This is a genomic window from Burkholderia aenigmatica (genome assembly GCF_048627025.1).
GTDB classification, from domain to species: Bacteria; Pseudomonadota; Gammaproteobacteria; order Burkholderiales; family Burkholderiaceae; genus Burkholderia; species Burkholderia aenigmatica.
In genome coordinates this window covers 3,588,820-3,606,299 of the sequence record NZ_CP184468.1, presented here as the reverse complement: position 1 = coordinate 3,606,299, position 17,480 = coordinate 3,588,820, and the positions used below count along the sequence as shown (strand labels likewise).

Annotated in this window: 15 protein-coding genes; 11 read left to right on the top strand and 4 right to left on the bottom strand. The window is 66.9% G+C overall.

The window, feature by feature from the left end:
- Positions 1–181: 181 nt before the first annotated feature.
- Positions 182–586: a PaaI family thioesterase gene (locus ACN8ZM_RS16835; protein ID WP_043184748.1), complete on the top strand. Its 405-nt coding sequence runs from the start codon at positions 182–184 to the stop codon at positions 584–586.
- Between the two features lie 8 nt (positions 587–594).
- Positions 595–1,461: a patatin-like phospholipase family protein gene (locus ACN8ZM_RS16830; protein ID WP_043184747.1), complete on the top strand. Its 867-nt coding sequence runs from the start codon at positions 595–597 to the stop codon at positions 1,459–1,461.
- Between the two features lie 48 nt (positions 1,462–1,509).
- Here the strand turns inward: ACN8ZM_RS16830 and ACN8ZM_RS16825 are convergent, their stop codons facing one another.
- A complete protein-coding gene (locus ACN8ZM_RS16825; protein ID WP_043184746.1) occupies positions 1,510–2,523 on the bottom strand; it encodes a D-2-hydroxyacid dehydrogenase family protein in 1,014 nt (337 codons plus the stop codon).
- Positions 2,524–2,949: 426 nt separating this feature from the next.
- Here ACN8ZM_RS16825 and ACN8ZM_RS16820 point away from each other — a divergent pair, with 426 nt between their 5' ends.
- A complete protein-coding gene (locus ACN8ZM_RS16820; RefSeq protein WP_043184745.1) occupies positions 2,950–3,999 on the top strand; it encodes a LysR family transcriptional regulator in 1,050 nt (349 codons plus the stop codon).
- Positions 4,000–4,130: 131 nt separating this feature from the next.
- On the opposite strand, the gene ACN8ZM_RS16815 is transcribed toward ACN8ZM_RS16820, so the two are convergent.
- The 3 genes from ACN8ZM_RS16815 to dprA all read right to left on the bottom strand — a co-directional run bounded on the left by ACN8ZM_RS16815 (position 4,131) and on the right by dprA (position 8,709).
- A complete protein-coding gene (locus tag ACN8ZM_RS16815) occupies positions 4,131–6,752 on the bottom strand; it encodes a DNA topoisomerase III (protein WP_043184744.1) in 2,622 nt (873 codons plus the stop codon).
- Positions 6,753–6,945: 193 nt separating this feature from the next.
- A complete protein-coding gene (locus ACN8ZM_RS16810) occupies positions 6,946–7,326 on the bottom strand; it encodes a thioredoxin family protein (RefSeq protein WP_021159864.1) in 381 nt (126 codons plus the stop codon).
- A gap of 36 nt (positions 7,327–7,362) precedes the next feature.
- Positions 7,363–8,709 (bottom strand): DNA-processing protein DprA, encoded by a 1,347-nt coding sequence (gene dprA / locus ACN8ZM_RS16805; protein WP_420210342.1) that lies wholly within the window; start codon positions 8,707–8,709, stop codon positions 7,363–7,365.
- 185 nt (positions 8,710–8,894) lie between these two features.
- Here dprA and def point away from each other — a divergent pair, with 185 nt between their 5' ends.
- The 8 genes from def to esaR all read left to right on the top strand — a co-directional run bounded on the left by def (position 8,895) and on the right by esaR (position 17,434).
- Positions 8,895–9,398, top strand: coding sequence for a peptide deformylase (def, locus tag ACN8ZM_RS16800; RefSeq protein ID WP_048244704.1), 504 nt, complete (start codon positions 8,895–8,897; stop codon positions 9,396–9,398).
- A gap of 34 nt (positions 9,399–9,432) precedes the next feature.
- Positions 9,433–10,416: a methionyl-tRNA formyltransferase gene (gene fmt / locus ACN8ZM_RS16795; protein WP_420210341.1), complete on the top strand. Its 984-nt coding sequence runs from the start codon at positions 9,433–9,435 to the stop codon at positions 10,414–10,416.
- A gap of 120 nt (positions 10,417–10,536) precedes the next feature.
- A complete protein-coding gene (locus ACN8ZM_RS16790; RefSeq protein WP_420210340.1) occupies positions 10,537–11,172 on the top strand; it encodes a LysE family translocator in 636 nt (211 codons plus the stop codon).
- A gap of 100 nt (positions 11,173–11,272) precedes the next feature.
- Positions 11,273–12,130 (top strand): zinc metalloprotease HtpX, encoded by an 858-nt coding sequence (gene htpX, locus ACN8ZM_RS16785; protein ID WP_011353570.1) that lies wholly within the window; start codon positions 11,273–11,275, stop codon positions 12,128–12,130.
- A gap of 219 nt (positions 12,131–12,349) precedes the next feature.
- The gene (gene rsmB / locus ACN8ZM_RS16780; protein ID WP_420210339.1) at positions 12,350–13,741 is read left to right on the top strand and encodes a 16S rRNA (cytosine(967)-C(5))-methyltransferase RsmB; all 1,392 of its coding nucleotides are present in this window, start codon (positions 12,350–12,352) and stop codon (positions 13,739–13,741) included.
- On the top strand, positions 13,738–14,328 hold the full coding sequence (locus tag ACN8ZM_RS16775) for a DUF4390 domain-containing protein (protein WP_301770190.1): 591 nt from the start codon (positions 13,738–13,740) through the stop codon (positions 14,326–14,328). The genes rsmB and ACN8ZM_RS16775 overlap by 4 nt, the downstream gene beginning before the upstream one ends.
- A complete protein-coding gene (esaS, locus tag ACN8ZM_RS16770; RefSeq protein ID WP_043184738.1) occupies positions 14,318–16,732 on the top strand; it encodes a sensor histidine kinase EsaS in 2,415 nt (804 codons plus the stop codon). The genes ACN8ZM_RS16775 and esaS overlap by 11 nt, the downstream gene beginning before the upstream one ends.
- Complete coding sequence (gene esaR, locus ACN8ZM_RS16765) at positions 16,733–17,434, top strand: response regulator transcription factor EsaR (protein WP_043184737.1); 702 nt, start codon at positions 16,733–16,735, stop codon at positions 17,432–17,434.
- Positions 17,435–17,480: the final 46 nt, after the last annotated feature.

Below are 17,480 nucleotides of genomic sequence, written 5' to 3'. Positions count from 1 at the left end.
AGAAAGATTATGCATGGGTATTTCGGGTCTTGCAAGCCCTTTCTGCAAATTTCCCCAAATATTTCGTCACGACTACCGCAGCTGTCGGCCCGATAACGAGCGATCGCAGTTTCCGCGCTCCCGGTATGATGACGCCACCGTGTTGCGCGGCGGTCGCGCAACACTTTCTGGGCTTTCGAAGATGGACGAAAACGCAGTCCGCGAATTGCTGGATCGCCTGCTGGCCCCCTGGGTCCGCTCGCTCGGTCTGGTCCCTGTGTCGATCGGCGACGACAGCGTCACGCTGCGCCTGCCGTTTTCCGGCGAATTCCGCCATTCGGGCGGTGTGATCTGCGGCCAGGTGTTCACGGCGGCCGCCGACACCGCAATGGTGGTCGCGATCTCGGTCGCGCTCGGCGAGTTCCGGCCGATGACGACCGTATCGTTGAACACGAACTTCATGCGTCCCGTGCGCAAGGGCGACGTGCTCGTCACCGCGCGCGTGCTGCGGATGGGCCGCAATCTCGTATTCGGCGAAGTCGAGCTGTTCGACGAGGACGGCAAGATGGCGGTCCACGCGACGTCGACCTACGCGCTCATCAGCTGAGCGGCGCGATGTTCGACCAGATCGTCTTCGCGGGCGGCGGCAATCGCTGCTGGTGGCAGGCCGGCTTCTGGGATGTCGCCCAGCCGGCGCTCGGCTTGCGCCCGCGCGTGATCACCGGCATCTCGGCCGGCGCGGCGACCGCGTGCATGCTGTATACGCGCGACGCCGCCTGGGTGATGCGCTATTACGAAGAGGCGCTGCGCCACAACCGGAAGAACGCGTACTGGGGCAACCTGTTCGGGCGCGAGCCCGTGTTTCCGCATTACCGGATTTACCGTCAGGCGCTGCTCGACATCTACGGGGAGCCGTTCGCGCAGCTTGCCGCGGCGCCGGAGATCCGCATCGGCGTGTCGCACGTGCCGCGCTGGCTCGGCGCGCGCAGTGCAGTCGCCGCCGGCCTCGTCGCGTACAACATCGAGAAGTACGTGCGCAAGACGCTGCATCCGACACTCGGGCGCACGCTCGGCTTTCGTCCGGAATTCGTGCGCGCGCAGGCCTGCACGCGAGTCGACGAACTCGCCGACCTGATCCTGCAGTCGTCCTGCACGCCGCCGTTCACGCCGGTGCTGCGCCGCGGCGGCCGGCCCGTGCTCGATGGCGGGATGGTCGACAACGTGCCGGTCGACGCGCTCGACCCGACGCCGGGCGACGTGCTGGTGCTCGTCACGCGGCTGTATCCGCGCCCGCAGATGTTCACGGTCGCGCATGGCGAGCAGCGGCGGCTGTACGTCCAGCCGTCGAGCAAGGTGCCGATTTCGAGTTGGGATTACACGAGCCCGTCGCAGATGCGGCATGCGTACGACCTCGGGCGGCGCGACGGCGAGCATTTCCTCACGCGCGTCGACGCGATGACGGGCGGCCGCGTGGCCGCCTGATGGCGGGAATCGGAAAAGCGGGCCGCGCGGCGTGCGCAGCCCGTGCGGTCAGCGCTTGCGGATCGGCGTCAGCGCTTCCGGGTTGGCGACGCTCGACATGTCGCCGTCGTCGAACGCGAGAATGTTCCGGAACGCTGCACTGAAATACAGCTCGTAGCTTTCGCGCTCGACGTAGCCGATGTGCGGCGTGCAGATCACGTTTTCCATGCGCAGCAGGCTGTAGCCCTGCAGGATCGGCTCGCTCTCGAACACGTCGATCGCGACCATCCCCGGACGGTTGTGCGACAGCGCGTTGACCAGTGCATTTTCCTCGAGCAGTTCGGCGCGGCTCGTGTTGACGAGCAGCGACGTCGGCTTCATCCGCATCAGGTCTTCCTGCTTCACGATCCCGCGCGTGTCGTCATGCATGCGCAGGTGCAGCGACAGCACGTCGCTCTGCTCGAACAGCGCTTCGCGGCTTTCGGCGGCCGTATAGCCGTCGGCGCGCGCGGCCTCGAGCGAATGCTCGCGGCCCCAGATCAGCACGTTCATCCCGAACGCCTTGCCGTAGCCGGCGACGAGCCGGCCGATCTTGCCGTAGCCCCAGATGCCGAGCGTCTGGCCGCGCAGCACCTGGCCGAGGCCGAAGTTCGGCGGCATCGCCGACGTCTTCAGGCCCGACTGCTGCCAGGCGCCCTGCTTCAGGTTCGCGACGTACTGCGGAATGCGGCGCTGGGCGGCCATCACGAGCGCCCAGGTCAGTTCGGCGGGCGCGACCGGCGAGCCCGTGCCTTCGAGCACCGCGATGCCGCGGTCGGTACAGGCTTCGAGATCGATGTGGCTCGACACGCGGCCGGTCTGGCTGATCATGCGCAGGTTCGGCAGCTTGGCGAGCAGTTGCGACGAAATCGGGGTCCGTTCGCGAATCAGCACGAGCGCCTCGACTTCCGCCAGACGGCTGGCGAGCTGTCCCAATCCGCGCACCGTATTGTTGAAGACCTTTACGTCGTGGTCGGCAAGCATCTCGAAGCAGTTCAGCTTGCGGACGGCGTCCTGGTAGTCGTCGAGGATGGCAATTTTCATGGTGAGCGGGTGTCGCGCGTTGAAAGCGGCGGTGGCGGCGGCGCACGTCGCGCACCCGTCCCGCCCGGCCGGGGCCGACATGATGCTACGTCGGCCGCCTCCATGGTGTCTTTTTAACAGGTTGTTACGCTCCGCCGCAATTGGCGGCAGCCTGACCCGACGCCGCTTGCGAGACGGGTGGAAGGGTGCGCTGTTGTGTCGCATCAAATACGTCCTTCCTGATTCGGCCACTTACTCGACGAGGTTCACCCAATTGTTGCTCCAATCAGAATAATTGGATCAACTATCCGCAGAAGGCGAGGATTTTTGACTATTTTTATCGTCAACAGGGGCCTTGTTGAGCAACTCTGCATCATTTCCGCTGTCGTAGGAGAATTACGCATTTGCTTCATCTTTTTGAAGTTGTAACAGCGGCAGGAGTCGTTTATGGATCATTTGCAGTCGATGCGCGTGTTCGTCAAGGTTGCAGATCTCGGCAGTTTTGCGCGGGCCGCGAGTGCAATGGATATCTCCAACGCGGTCGCGACGCGTCACGTCGCCGATCTGGAAGGCCGGCTCGGCACGCGTTTGCTGAACCGAACCACGCGCAGCCTTTCCCTGACGGAGTCGGGCCAAGTCTATCTGGAGCGTGCCCGGCAGATCCTCGATGAGCTCGAGGACGTCGAACAGATGGTCGTTGCGCGCAATCACGAGCCGGTCGGCACGCTGCGCATCGTCGCGCCGGTCGTGTTCGGCCTGCATAACCTCGCGCCCGTGTTGCAGTCGTACACGGAGAATTTCCCGAAAGTGGTGCCGGATCTCACGCTGGTCGACCGGCAGGTCGATCTCGTCGAGGAAGGCTTCGACGTCGGCATCGTCGTCACGCGCCAGATGCGCAGCGCGAGCATCGTCACGCGGCGCCTGACTACCGGCTGCATGACCGTGTGCGCGACGCCGAGCTATCTGGAGAAGCACGGCGTGCCGACCCATCCGGAGCATCTCGCCGAGCACCCGAGCCTGAGCCTGCCGACCGAATACTGGGGCGACGAGCGCGTGTTCACGGGGCCGGACGGCGAAGTGCGCGTGCGCCCGACCAACGTGATCGTCGCGAACAACACCGCGATGCTGCGCCAGTTCGCACTGCTCGGGATGGGTGTCGCGATCCTGCCGAGCTACCTGATCGGCAGTGACATCGCGCGTGGCGCGCTCGTGCGGCTGCTGCCGGATTTCCGGCTGCCGCAGGTCGAGATCAACATCGCTTACCCGAGCCGGCGCCACCTGCCCGCGAAGGTGCGCACGTTCATCGACCACCTCGTCGAGCATTTCAGCCACTCGACCGACGCGATGATGGGCGAGCAGTGGGCCGCGCAGAGCTCTGCGCTGGCGCCGATCGGTGTCGAGACGCGTGCCGAGCAGCCGGAAGCGGCCGACCCGAACCTGTCGCCGCGCCTGCCGCGTTCGTCGCGCACGCGCGTCGCGGTGCCGTCGCCGCTGTAACGGCGCGACGGCCGGGCGGCGGTTGCCGCCGGCACAAAGAAAAAACGCGGATCGAGCGATCGATCCGCGTTTTTTTTTATGGCTGCCTGCCGGAGCCGGATGCGCCGGGGGAAGCCCCGGCGGCCGGATTGTTACGAGCCGGTCTTGCGCGCCGTCGTTTTGCGAGCGGCCGTCTTGGTCGCGGTCTTGGCGGCGGTCTTGCGAGCCGGTGCCGGTTTCTCTTCGGCGCCTTCCGTCACGGTTTCGGCATCCGTCGTCGCCGATTTTGCCGTCTTCTTCGCGGCGGCGGCCTTCGGTTCCTTCTTCTCGAACTCGAAGCCGATCTTGCCGTCCGGCTGCTTCACGAGGAAGGCCTTGAAGTTGCGGCCCGTGCGCGACGACTTGAAGTTCGGCAGCAGATCCGTGCGGCCGTCGGCCAGCAGCTTGCCCATCTGCTCGCGCGTGATTTCCTGCTGCAGGATCACCTTGCCCGAGCGGAAGTCGCAGGTCTTCGGGTTGGCCACCGAGTGCTCGCACACGTAGCTCATCCCGTGCTCGAACACGCGGCCCTTGCACTTCGGGCACGCGCCGACCGGCTCCTGCGCGGAGAAGTCGGGCGCCTCGCCTTCCTCGCCACCGGTGTCCTGGCCGAAATCGAACTCGAGCTTGTAGTTCTTCGTCTCGTCGTCGAAGGACAGCTTGAGGATCGCCGAGAACGGGCGGCCCATCTTGCTGCGGAAGCCGGACAGCGGGCCGATCGTCTTCTCGCGCAGCAGCTCCTCGACTTCCGCGATCTCGAACTGCCGGCTGCCCGGGATCTTCGAGATCGAGAACTCGCACTTCGTGCACGCGAAGCGGCGGTAGTTTTCCTTCACCTGGCCGCCGCAGTTCGGGCACGGCGTCTCGAGCGTCGCGTAATCGCCGGGGATCGTGTCGGAATCGTATTCCTTCGCGCGCTTGACGATCTGCTGCGTCATGCGGGCGATTTCCTGCATGAACGCTTCACGCCCGAGGTTGCCGCGCTCCATCTGCGACAGCTTGTATTCCCATTCGCCGGTGAGCTCGGGCGCGGTGAGTTCCTTCACGCCGAGCCCGCGCAGCAGCGTCATCAGCTGGAATGCCTTCGCGGTCGGGATCAGTTCGCGGCCTTCGCGCACGAGGTATTTCTCGCCGAGCAGGCCTTCGATGATCGCCGCGCGCGTGGCCGGCGTGCCGAGGCCCTTCGCGGCCATCGCCTCGCGCAGCTCGTCGTCCTCGACGAGCTTGCCTGCGCCTTCCATCGCGGACAGCAGCGTCGCTTCCGAGTAGCGTGCGGGCGGTTTCGTGACGAGCGCGACGGCGGCGATTTCGTCCGTCTTCACCTTCTCGTCCTTCTGCACCGGCACGAGGTTCGCATCCGCGCCTTCGGCGTCGCGGCCGTACACCTGCAGCCAGCCCGGCTCGACGAGCACCTTGCCTTCGGTCTTGAAGTGATGGCCGGCGACTTCGGTGATCCGCGTCGTGACGCGGAATTCGGCGGCCGGGAAGAACACGGCGAGGAAGCGCTTCACGACCATGTCGTACAGCTTCTGCTCCGGCTCGGACAGCGACTTCGGCGCCTGCAGCGTCGGGATGATTGCAAAGTGGTCGCTGATCTTCGAGTTGTCGAAGATCCGCTTGTTCGGCTTCACCCAGCCCTTGTCGAGCACCTGCTTCGCATGCGGCAGGTAGTTGTGGCTTTCCTTGAGCATCTCGAGCGTGGACTGGACCGTCGACAGGTAGTCTTCCGGCAGCGCGCGCGCGTCGGTACGCGGGTAGGTCAGCACCTTGTGCTTTTCATACAGCGCCTGCGCGAGGCCGAGCGTGTTCTTCGCGGAGAAGCCGAAGCGGCTGTTCGCTTCGCGCTGCAGGCTCGTCAGGTCGAACAGCAGCGGCGACAGTTGTGTCGACGGCTTCGATTCCTCCGAGACCGTGCCGACGTGGTCGCGGCACGCGGCGACGATCGTTTCCGCAGCCGGCAGGCTCCACAGGCGGGAGTCGCGCTTTTCCGGGTCGAATTCGTCGCGCTTGAATTTCGGGTCGAACCACTTGCCTTCGTAGAAGCCGCCCGCACAGGCGAATTCGGCCTTCACTTCCCAGTAGTCGCGCGGGATGAAGCGGCGGATTTTCTCTTCGCGTTCGACGACGATCGACAATGTTGGCGTCTGAACGCGACCAACCGTCGTCAGGAAGAAGCCGCCGCCTTTGCTGTTGAACGCGGTCATCGCGCGGGTACCGTTGATCCCGACGAGCCAGTCGGCTTCCGAGCGGCAGCGTGCGGCGTCGGCGAGCGGCAGCATGTCCGCGTCGCTGCGCAGGTTCGCGAAGCCGTCGCGGATCGCCTGCGGGGTCATCGACTGCAGCCACAGGCGCTGGACCGGCTGCTTCGCCTTCGCGTGCTGCGCGATCAGGCGGAAAATCAGCTCGCCCTCGCGCCCCGCGTCACATGCGTTGATCAGGCGGTCGATATCCTTGCGCTTCAACAGCTTGGTGAGCACCTTGAGGCGCGACTCGCTTTTTGCGATCGGGTTCAGGTCGAAATGCGGGGGGATGACGGGCAGATGCGCGAAGCTCCATTTCCCGCGCTTGACCTCGTACTCTTCCGGGGCGGCGATTTCCAGCAGGTGGCCGACAGCGGACGAAAGGACGAAATCGTCGCTTTCGTAATACTCGTCATGCTTGGTAAAGCCGCCCAAAGCGCGTGCGATGTCGTTCGCGACAGAAGGCTTTTCCGCAATGATCAGTGCTTTGGACATGACAGGTGTGTGTTGGTAGACCGGGTTCGCCGGTTGTGGGTCCCTTTTACGACCGCTTTATAGCACACGCCGCAGCGATGGCGGCTCAGCGTGCAAAAAGCGGCTCATCATAGAGGGGGGCCGCAACGGCGGCAAGCGCCCGGCGCGGCGGGGCGCGCAAACGCGCGCAAAACCACCGGGCCGGCTCGCGAATTCAGGCTTCGACGGTCAGGACGTTGCGCAATTTCGGTGCGTGCGGCGCACCGGGTACCGCGCTCAGGTCGGACAGCATCCGTTCGACGATCGCCGCATGCGGCAGCACCGTGCCGAAGAAGCGCGCGGTGTGGGTATCTTCGATCAGGATCGTCGGGAAGTTCTCGACGTCGAGATCGTCGAGCTGGTCGGCATGCGTTTCGATGTCGATCCAGGCGAAGCAGGCGTCCGGATGCGCGTCGGCGAGCTGGTCGAAGGCCGTCCGGTAGTCGCGGCACGTGCCGCACCACTCGGCGCACAGGCAGGCGACCAGCAACGTGCCGGGATCGGCGAGGCGCTCGGCGATCCGATCCGCATCGGTGTCGAGATTCAGCGCGGGCATGGGTTTCCTTGGGTATCGTCGGCGGCTTGGCCGCCCCTATGCGGGGGAATGTAGCACGCCGTGCACGGGCGGGGTGCGCGCCGCGTCAAGCCGCGCGAAGCGTCCGCCGGGGAGGCTGGCGACGCGGCCGGCCAGTTCGAGCGCAAGCAGCGCGCGATGCAGCACGTCGTCGGGCAGGCCGCTGTGCTCGGTCAACCATTCGTACGTGACGGGGCCGTATCCCAATGCGGCCAGCACGGCCTGTTCGGACGGGCTGGCGGGCAGCGGTGGCGCCGGCGACGGTGCTTCGTCCCGGATGGGCGCGATGGCTGGAACGGGGTCGCCAGCCTGGATGACCGCGGTAGCGGCGCGCCGAGTGGCGGCTTCGGTTTCGCGGAGGTCGCCGGTGTCCGTGCACGGATGCCCGGAGCCCGCCGCACCGCCCGCCACGCCAGCTTTCGGTTCGCCCAGCCCGTATTCCTCGAGCACGTCGAGCGGCGCCGCCGTCAGCTTCGCGCCGTCGCGGATCAGTGCGTGGCAGCCCTGCGCGAGCGGCGCGTGGATCGAGCCCGGTATCGCGAATACATCGCGCCCCAGTTCGTTCGCGAGCCGCGCGGTGATCAGCGAGCCGGAGCGCGGGGCTGCCTCGACGACGAGCGCGCCGATCGCGAGCGCAGCGATCAGCCGATTGCGCTGCGGGAAGTGTGCCGCGCGGGCGGGCGTGCCGAGCGGCCATTCCGACACGATCGCGCCGTGTGCGGCGATCTCGTGGGCGAGCGCGCGGTGCCGGGCCGGATAGACGAGATCGGCGCCCGTCGCGATCACCGCGACCGTACCCGACCGGCCGTCGAGCCCGCCGCGATGCGCGGCGCCGTCGATCCCGAGCGCGAGGCCCGACACGATCGGCAGCCCGGCGTCGGACAGCTCGCGTGCGAAGCGCGTCGCGTCGGCGTGCCCCTGCGGCGTTGCGTGACGGCTGCCGACCACGGCGAGCGAGCGCGCGTGCAGCAGGTCGAGCCGGCCCTTTACATATAGCAGCGGCGGCGGATCGTGCAGGTCGCGCAGCCGTGGCGGGTAGGTGGGATCGTTGAGCGTGACGAGCGTATTGCCCGGTGCGTCGAGCCAGGCGAGCGCGGCATCGGTGCGCGCGTCGAGACCGTCGCGCTCGCTCGCGCGCACGGCCAGGGCGGCGGCGGGGCTGGTGACGGCGGCGATGGCCCGGTCGGAGGCGCGCAGCAGCGCGTCCGGCGAGCCGAACGCATCGAGCAGTGCCTGCAGCACGGCGGGGGCGAGGCCGGGCGCATGCGCGAGCTGCAGCCACGCGCGCAGTGCGGAGGTGGTCAGCGCTTGCGGCGACATGAGGCGCCCCTCGAATGCGGTGGCCAGCGGACCGCGTGGCGCCATGATAAAATTTTCATCATCCGAAATACTCGACAGGGCCGCGCGCGCAGGCGCACGGCCGATTGCAGGAGGCATGATCCGCGGCATTGATTCGCCGCGCGTCCGCCTCATCTTCATTGCATCCCGGCAGCAGCGCCAGCCGGCCGGATGGCCGATGCGGCACGCCGCTCCACCGAATACCGAACGCCATGGCTTTACTCAACATTCTTCATTACCCCGACAAGCGGCTGCACAAGGTCGCGAAGCCCGTCGACAAGGTCGACGACCGGATCCGCAAGCTCGTCGCCGACATGGCCGAGACCATGTACGCGGCACCGGGCATCGGCCTTGCGGCCACGCAGGTCGACGTGCATGAGCGCGTGATCGTGATCGACGTCTCCGAGGAGAAGAACGAGCTGCGCGCGTTCATCAACCCCGAGATCGTGTGGTCGAGCGACGAAAAGCAGATCTATGAAGAGGGCTGCCTGTCGGTGCCCGGCATCTACGACGAAGTCGAGCGTCCCGATCACGTGCGCGTGCGCGCGCTCAACGAGCAGGGCGAGGCCTTCGAACTCGACTGCGAGGGCCTGCTGGCCGTGTGCGTCCAGCACGAGATGGATCACCTGATGGGGCGCGTGTTCGTCGAATACCTGTCGCCGCTCAAGCAGACGCGCATCAAGACGAAGATGAAGAAACTCGAACGCGCGATGTGACGCGCGTTCACCCTGCCCGACCCCGAACGCTGTCATGACCCATACGTTGCGCGTAGTTTTTGCCGGCACGCCGGAATTCGCCGCGGCTGCCCTCGCCGCGATCCACGAGGCCGGTTTCCCGGTGCCGCTCGTGCTTACCCAGCCCGATCGTCCTGCCGGGCGCGGGATGAAACTGCAGGCAAGCGCGGTGAAGCGCTACGCCGTCGAGCACGGGATGCCCGTTGCGCAGCCGCCGTCGCTGCGCCGCGCGGGCAAGTACCCGGCGGAGGCGGCCGATGCGATCGAGCTGCTGCGCACGACCCCGCATGACGTGATGGTGGTCGCCGCATACGGCCTGCTGTTGCCGCAGGAAGTGCTCGACATTCCGCGCGACGGCTGCATCAACATTCACGCGTCGCTGCTGCCGCGCTGGCGCGGCGCCGCGCCGATCCACCGTGCGATCGAGGCCGGCGACGCCGAGACGGGCGTCACGTTGATGCAGATGGATATCGGCCTCGACACCGGCGCGATGATCGAGGAGGCGCGCGTTGCGATCGCGCCCGACGAGACGACCGCGACCCTGCACGACCGGCTCGCTGCCGAAGGCGCGCGACTGATCGTCGACGCGCTCGTGCAGCTCGAGCGCGACGGCGCGCTGCCGGCGACGCCGCAGCCGGCCGACGGCGTGACCTATGCGGAAAAGATCGGCAAGCACGAAGCGGCGCTCGACTGGCGCAAGCCCGCCGACGTGCTTGCGCGCCAGGTGCGGGCGTTCGATCCGTTCCCGGGCGGCGTCGCGACGCTCGACGGTGCGGCGATCAAGCTGTGGGCGGCCGAGCCCGTGGAGGCGCGCGGCGACGCGCTGCCCGGCACGATCGTCGAAGCCGCGCCGGAAGGCGTGGTCGTCGCGTGCGGCAGCGGTGCGCTGCGCGTCACGCAGTTGCAGAAGCCGGGCGGCAAGCGGCTGCCCGCGCGCGAATTCCTGGCCGGCTCGCCGCTCGCCGCGGGCCAGCGTTTCGCGCTGACTGACGTTGCCTGAAGCGGGCTGACTGTCATTCGACACGGCCTGCCGGGCATGCGCAATCGGCCGAACGGCCGAGTCGCGCGGTGCGGCAGGCGCGCGTAGAATTTCCCTGCGCTTTCCGGTTTTGAGGTTTTCATGTTCGGCATCACCCATTTCGGCTTCTTCGTGCTGGCAGTCTTCCTGCTGAACGTCACGCCCGGCCCCGATACGGCTTATATCGTCGGCCGCAGCGTCGCGCAGGGCCGCGGCGCGGGGCTGATGTCGGCACTCGGCATTTCGGCCGGCTGCTGCGTTCACGCGCTCGCCTGCGCATTCGGCCTGACCGCGCTGCTCGCGGCGTCGGCTGCCGCGTTCACGGTGATCAAGCTGGTCGGCGCCGCCTACCTGATCTACCTCGGCGTGCGGATGATCATCGCGAAGCAGGCGGCCGAGCCGTCGGGCACGGCCGCCGCGCAAGCCGCGAAGCCGCTGCGCCAGCTGTTCATGCAGGGCTTCTGGACCAACGTGCTGAACCCGAAGGTCGTGCTGTTCTTCGTGTCGTTTTTCCCGCAGTTCGTGGCGGCCGACAGCCCGCACAAGGCATTAGCGTTCCTGACCCTCGGTGGCGTGTTCGTCGCCATGAGCACGGTGTGGACCAGCCTGGTCGCCTGGGTCGCGGGCAGTGTCACGGCGCGCTTTTCCGGCAAGCCGGGCGTCAGGAAATGGCTCGACCGCACGGTCGGCAGCGCTTTCGTCGGCCTCGGCCTTCGTCTTGCAGCATCGCAACGCTGAGATTGAATTTTTCCGGCAAGACCTTATCTAACAAATCGCTTACAATTTTCCGCCGCGCCCTTTGATGTGCGGCGGGTCCCCTGACGGATAAGGAGTGGGTATGTTCAATTGGGTCAAAACGGCGATGCTGATGGCCGCGATCACGGCCCTGTTCATCGTGATCGGCGGGATGATCGGCGGCTCGCGCGGCATGACGATTGCGCTGCTGTTCGCGCTCGGCATGAATTTCTTCTCTTACTGGTTCTCGGACAAGATGGTGCTGCGCATGTACAACGCGCAGGAAGTCGACGAGAACACGGCGCCGCAGTTCTACCGGATGGTGCGCGAGCTGGCCACGCGCGCGAACCTGCCGATGCCGCGCGTCTACCTGATCAACGAGGATGCGCCGAACGCGTTCGCGACGGGCCGCAACCCCGAGCATGCGGCGGTTGCCGCGACCACGGGCATCCTGCGCGTGCTGTCGGAGCGCGAGATGCGCGGCGTGATGGCGCACGAACTCGCGCACGTGAAGCACCGCGACATCCTGATCTCGACGATCACCGCGACGATGGCGGGCGCGATCTCGGCAATCGCGAACTTCGCGATGTTCTTCGGCGGGCGCGACGAGAACGGCCGGCCGGCCAACCCGATCGCGGGTATCGCGGTCGCGCTGCTCGCGCCGATCGCAGGCGCGCTGATCCAGATGGCGATTTCGCGGGCACGCGAGTTCGAGGCCGATCGCGGCGGCGCGCAGATTTCCGGCGATCCGCAATCGCTCGCGACCGCGCTCGACAAGATCCATCGCTATGCGGCGGGCATTCCGTTCCAGGCGGCCGAGCAGCATCCGGCCACCGCGCAGATGATGATCATGAACCCGCTGCACGGCGGCGGCCTGCAGAATCTGTTCTCGACGCACCCGGCCACCGAGGAGCGCATCGCGCGCCTGATGGAGATGGCGCGCACCGGCCGCTTCGATTAAGCCACGGCACACCGTGCGGCAGTTGCCGCGCGGGGCCGTCATGCCACCCCGCACGCTTCGCGCTGCGGGGTGTTTCATTTGTGTGTGCCGTAAAGGGGCCAAAGGGCCTGCTGCGTCGCACGCTACAATGCCCGGTTTGGGATCGCAGGGCCACGCGAGCGCCGCGATTCCGCTGTTTGCCGTATTTGTTTGCCGCGCTTGTTTGCCGAATTTGCTCCGATGACACGAACCCGTTCTACCGCTCCGTCTTCTTCCGGCCGCCCGGCGCGCCTGTCCGCGCTGCATCTCGCGCCCGATTCGCTCGGCTTCGCGCTCGACGCGGCTGCGCAGGCGGTCGATGCGGTGCGGCGCGGCACCGCGCTGCCGGCAGCGCTGTCGACGGTATTCGCGCAGATGCCGTCCGGTGCGCAGGCACTCGGGCGCGGGGCGACGCAGGACGTTGCGTATCGGACGATGCGTCGCCTCGGCAGCGCGGACTGGCTGATCGGCCGGCTCATCAGCAAGGCACCGCCCGCGCACGTGCACGCGGTGCTCGCCGGTGCGTTCGCGTTGCTGCTCGACCCGCCGGACGAGGCCGCGTATCCGGCGTTCACGGTGGTCGATCAGGCCGTGACCGTGATTGGCGCACGCCGCGAATACGCGTTCGCGAAGGGCATGGTCAACGCGGTGTTGCGCCGTTTCCTGCGTGAGCGCGACGCGCTCGTCGCGGCGCTGCAGGACGATGTCGTCGCGCGCTGGAACTACCGCGCGTGGTGGGTCGATTCGGTGAAGCGCGCATGGCCCGACGCATGGCAGGCGATCCTCGCGGCCGGCGAGCGCCAGGGGCCGCTGACGTTGCGCGTGAATGCGCGCCGCGCGAGCGTCGACGCATATCTCGATACGCTGCGCGCGAACGGGATCGAGGCGACCGCGATCGGCCGGCATGCGGTGCGGCTCGCGTCGGCGCTGCCGGTCGATCGCATTCCGGGGTTTGCCGACGGCGTCGTGTCGGTGCAGGACGCCGGCGCGCAGCTCGCAGCCGAATGGCTCGGCGCGCGCGACGGCATGCGCGTGCTCGACGCATGCGCGGCGCCCGGCGGCAAGACCGGCCATATTCTCGAACTCGCCGATGCGGAAGTCGTTGCGCTGGAAAGCGACGCGGCGCGTGCGGCACGGATCGGCGAGAACCTCGTGCGGCTGTCGCTCGAAGCGGACGTGCGCGTCGGCGATGCGGGTGCGCCCAACGCGTGGTACGACGGGCGTCCGTTTGACCGCATCCTGGCCGATGTGCCGTGCTCGGCGTCGGGCATCGTGCGTCGGCACCCCGACATTCGCTGGCTGCGCCGCGAGGCCGACATCCCGGCGCTCGTCGCGGAACAGCGCCGCATCCTGTCGGCGTTGTGGCCGCTCGTGAAGCCGGGCGGCGAACTGCTTTACGTGACCTGTTCGGTCTTCCCGGAAGAAGGGGAATTGCAGGCCCGCTGGTTTGAAGCGGCCTGTGAAGATGCGGTACGATTGGACGCCCCCGGCCAGCTGCTGCCGGGCAGCGTGCAGGGAGGGGCGGCCGCCGGCGCACTCGACCACAACACCGATCACGACGGATTTTTCTACGCGCGGTTTCAGAAACGGTGACGATCAAACACCTTTTTCCACTTCGGCTCGCGGCCGTCCTGCTGGTCGCGTTGACGCTGTGCCTGGCCGTCGTCCGGCCGGCGCATGCCGAGTCGATCGCCGTGCAGCGCGCGTCGCTCCAGTCCGACGGAAGCGGCTGGAGCCTCGACGCCCGCTTCGACTTCGAGCTGAACCCGAACCTCGAGGATGCCGTCAACAAAGGCATTCCGCTGTATTTCACGACCGACTTCGAGTTGAGTCGTGCGCGCTGGTACTGGTTCGACGAGCAGCCGGTGGCGGTGACGCAGACGATCCGCCTGTCGTTCCAGCCGCTCACGCGCGAGTATCGCGTGTCGACGGGCGGCCTGCAGCTCGGTTTCCCGTCGCTGAAGGATGCGCTTGCGGTCGTCCGGCACATCACGTCGTGGCACGTGATCGATCGCAACCAGGTGCGCTCGGGCGAAACCTACACGGCATCGGTGCGGATGCAGCTCGATACGGCGCTGATGCCGAAGCCGTTCCAGGTCGACGCCGTGAACAACCGCGACTGGACGCTCGGGTCGGACTGGAAGCGCTTCAACTTCACGGTGACCGAACGTGCTAAATAAAGTGCGCCGCGCGGCCAGCGGGAAGAGCCTCCTCGTTCGCGTCATCGTTTCGACCGTCGCGCTTACCGCGCTGCTGCTGCTCGTGCTGCTCGCAGCCGCGAGCGCGAACACCGAATTCTTCGACCGCTACTACTCGTGGCTGTACGCGACGAACATCGTCGTCGCCCTCGTGTTCCTGCTCGTGGTGCTCGGGCTGATCGGGATGATCGTCGTGCGCCTGAGGAAGGGCAAGTTCGGCACGCGGCTGCTCGCGAAGCTCGCGGTGTTCTTCGCGCTGGTCGGCGTGGTGCCGGGCGGGATCATCTACATCGTGTCGTACCAGTTCGTGTCGCGCAGCATCGAGTCGTGGTTCGACGTGAACGTCGAGACGGCGCTGACGGCCGGCCTGAACCTCGGCCGCGGGATGCTCGACGCGTCGCTGTCCGATCTGCAGACGAAGGCGCGGCTGATGTCCGACCAGCTCGCGAGCGTCGATGCGAACACGAACGGCACGACGCTCACGCTGCTGCGGTTGCGCGACCAGTTCGGCGTGCAGGACGCGACGATCGTCGAGCCGAGCCGCGGCGGCTCGGGTGCGGCGCCCGACCTGCACATCGTTGCGCAGGCATCGGGCAATTTCGCGGCGCTGATTCCGGACGACCTGCCGACGCCGCTGATGCTGAACCAGGCGCGCGAACATGGCGCGTATGCGGCGATCGAGGGCGAAGTCGACGGCGACCCGCGCGCGCACGGCGCGAAGGGGGCGCTGCGGTTGCGCGTCGTGCGGCCGATTCCCGACGCAACGACGTCGCTGCTGCAGCCGGCGGAACGCTTCCTGCAGCTCACGCAGCCGGTGCCGCCGACCCTTGCCCACAACGCGGACGCGGTGCAGCGCGCGTATCGCGAGTATCAGGAAAAGGCGCTCGGCCGCACGGGGCTGCGCAAGATGTACATCGGCACGCTGACGCTCGCGCTGTTCCTCGCGACCTTCATCGCGATGATGCTCGCGCTCGCGCTCGGCCAGCAGCTCGCGCGGCCGCTGTTCCTGCTCGCGCAGGGCACGAAGGAGGTCGCGGAAGGCGACTACACGCCGAAGCGCGAGATCAAGACACGCGACGAGCTTGGCTTCCTCACGCAGTCGTTCAACGCGATGACGCGCCAGTTGTCCGAGGCGCGGCTCGCGGTCGAGAAGAACCGCGTCGCGCTCGAGCATTCGAAGACGTATCTCGAGAGCATCCTCGCGAACCTGACGGCCGGCGTGTTCGTGCTCGACCGCCAGTTCCGGCTGACGACGGCCAATCGCGGCGCCGAGCGGATCTTCCGACAGCCGTTCAACGCGCTGATCGGCACGACGCTCGACCGGATCGGCATGGCCGCCGGGTTCGGCGCGATGGTGCGCAAGGCGTTCGCCGATCGCGAAGCAGCGTCCGACGGCGGCAGCGGCGATCACGGCCACTGGCAGCAGCAGTTCGCGATCGAGGTGCCGGGCGAAGCCGATCCGCTGACTTTGCTCGTGCGCGGTACGCGCCTCGTGTCGACCGTCGAGGGGCAGGCCGACGATCCGCAGACGTCCGGTTACGTCGTCGTGTTCGACGACATCTCCGACGTGATTTCCGCGCAGCGTTCGGTCGCGTGGGGCGAGGTCGCGCGCCGGCTCGCGCACGAGATCAAGAATCCGCTGACGCCGATTCAGCTGTCGGCGGAGCGGCTGCAGATGAAGCTGTCCGATAAGCTCGACCCGCCCGACGCCGATGTGCTCAAGCGCGGCGCGACGATGATCGTCAACCAGGTGGCCGCGATGAAGCGGATGGTCGACGATTTCCGCGAATACGCGCGCACGCCGCCGGCGGTGCTCTCGAATCTGCAGTTGAACGAACTGGCGAGCGAGGTGCTCGGGCTGTACGGTGTCGGCGAAGGCAAGAGCGCGATCGTCGCCGAACTCGCGCCGTCGCTGCCGGTGATACGCGGCGACGCGACGCAACTGCGCCAGGTGATTCACAACCTGCTGCAGAATGCGCAGGATTCGGTCGCGGAGTCGGCGCATCCGCGTGTGTTGATCGAAACCAAGACAGTAGAATATGGCGATCCCGACGCCGAGGGCAAAACGCGCGTCGCGGTACGTCTTACCGTGTCCGACAACGGGCCCGGTTTTCCGGCGCGCATCCTGACCCGCGCGTTCGAGCCTTACGTAACGACGAAGGCGAAGGGCACGGGGCTGGGGTTGGCCACGGTCAAGAAAATCGTCGATGAGCACGGTGCGCGGATCGATCTGCGCAATCGCATGCACGGCGAGACCGTCGAGGGTGCGCAGGTGTCGATCCTGTTCCTGCAGATGGCGAGCGATGCGCCAGGCGCCGAATCGGGCGTGCAGGACGGGGCGGCCCCCGCCAAGACAAAAGCAAGTGAGCAGACAAAGGCAGCGTAAATGGCAACCATCCTGGTGGTAGATGATGAAATGGGCATCCGGGAATTGCTCTCGGAGATCCTCAGCGATGAAGGACATGTCGTCGAGGCGGCGGAGAACGCGCAGGCCGCGCGGGAATACCGGTTGAATCAGGCGCCCGATCTCGTGCTGCTCGATATCTGGATGCCGGATACCGACGGCGTGACGTTGCTCAAGGAGTGGGCGGCGCAGGGGCTGCTGACGATGCCCGTGATCATGATGTCCGGGCATGCGACGATCGATACGGCCGTCGAGGCGACGAAGATCGGCGCGCTCGATTTCCTCGAGAAGCCCATCGCGCTGCAGAAGCTGCTGAAGTCCGTCGAGCACGGCCTCGCACGCGGTGCGGCGCCGGTGTCCGCGAACGCGGCGGCGAAGGTCGGCGCGGGGCAGGCGGCAGGGCCCGCGGCGGTTGCTTCCGCGGCCGCGCTGCCGACGCTCGGCGAAGACATGGCTTCGGCACTGGGCCTCGCGGGCCAGACGGCCGCGATCCCGTTCGACATCCCGTTGCGCGAAGCGCGCGATGCGTTCGAGCGTGCGTACTTCGAGTATCATCTCGCACGCGAAAACGGCAGCATGACGCGCGTCGCAGAGAAGACGGGCCTCGAGCGCACGCATCTGTATCGCAAGCTCAAGCAGCTCGGTGTCGAGCTCGGCAAGAAGCCGTCCGAAGGCGCCGTATAAAATATTTTGCGAAAGTACTTGCTCAAGTGAAGAAGGGTCGCTATAC

Excerpts from the sequence above, each read along its gene's own strand:
- ACN8ZM_RS16835 (WP_043184748.1), top strand. The coding sequence starts at position 182 with ATGGACGAAAACGCAGTCCGCGAATTGCTGGATCGCCTGCTGGCCCCC.
- ACN8ZM_RS16830 (WP_043184747.1), top strand. The coding sequence starts at position 595 with ATGTTCGACCAGATCGTCTTCGCGGGCGGCGGCAATCGCTGCTGGTGG.
- ACN8ZM_RS16825 (WP_043184746.1), bottom strand. The coding sequence starts at position 2,523 with ATGAAAATTGCCATCCTCGACGACTACCAGGACGCCGTCCGCAAGCTG.
- ACN8ZM_RS16820 (WP_043184745.1), top strand. The coding sequence starts at position 2,950 with ATGGATCATTTGCAGTCGATGCGCGTGTTCGTCAAGGTTGCAGATCTC.
- ACN8ZM_RS16815 (WP_043184744.1), bottom strand. The coding sequence starts at position 6,752 with ATGTCCAAAGCACTGATCATTGCGGAAAAGCCTTCTGTCGCGAACGAC.
- ACN8ZM_RS16810 (WP_021159864.1), bottom strand. The coding sequence starts at position 7,326 with ATGCCCGCGCTGAATCTCGACACCGATGCGGATCGGATCGCCGAGCGC.
- dprA (WP_420210342.1), bottom strand. The coding sequence starts at position 8,709 with ATGGCGCCACGCGGTCCGCTGGCCACCGCATTCGAGGGGCGCCTCATG.
- def (WP_048244704.1), top strand. The coding sequence starts at position 8,895 with ATGGCTTTACTCAACATTCTTCATTACCCCGACAAGCGGCTGCACAAG.
- fmt (WP_420210341.1), top strand. The coding sequence starts at position 9,433 with ATGACCCATACGTTGCGCGTAGTTTTTGCCGGCACGCCGGAATTCGCC.
- ACN8ZM_RS16790 (WP_420210340.1), top strand. The coding sequence starts at position 10,537 with ATGTTCGGCATCACCCATTTCGGCTTCTTCGTGCTGGCAGTCTTCCTG.
- htpX (WP_011353570.1), top strand. The coding sequence starts at position 11,273 with ATGTTCAATTGGGTCAAAACGGCGATGCTGATGGCCGCGATCACGGCC.
- rsmB (WP_420210339.1), top strand. The coding sequence starts at position 12,350 with ATGACACGAACCCGTTCTACCGCTCCGTCTTCTTCCGGCCGCCCGGCG.
- esaR (WP_043184737.1), top strand. The coding sequence starts at position 16,733 with ATGGCAACCATCCTGGTGGTAGATGATGAAATGGGCATCCGGGAATTG.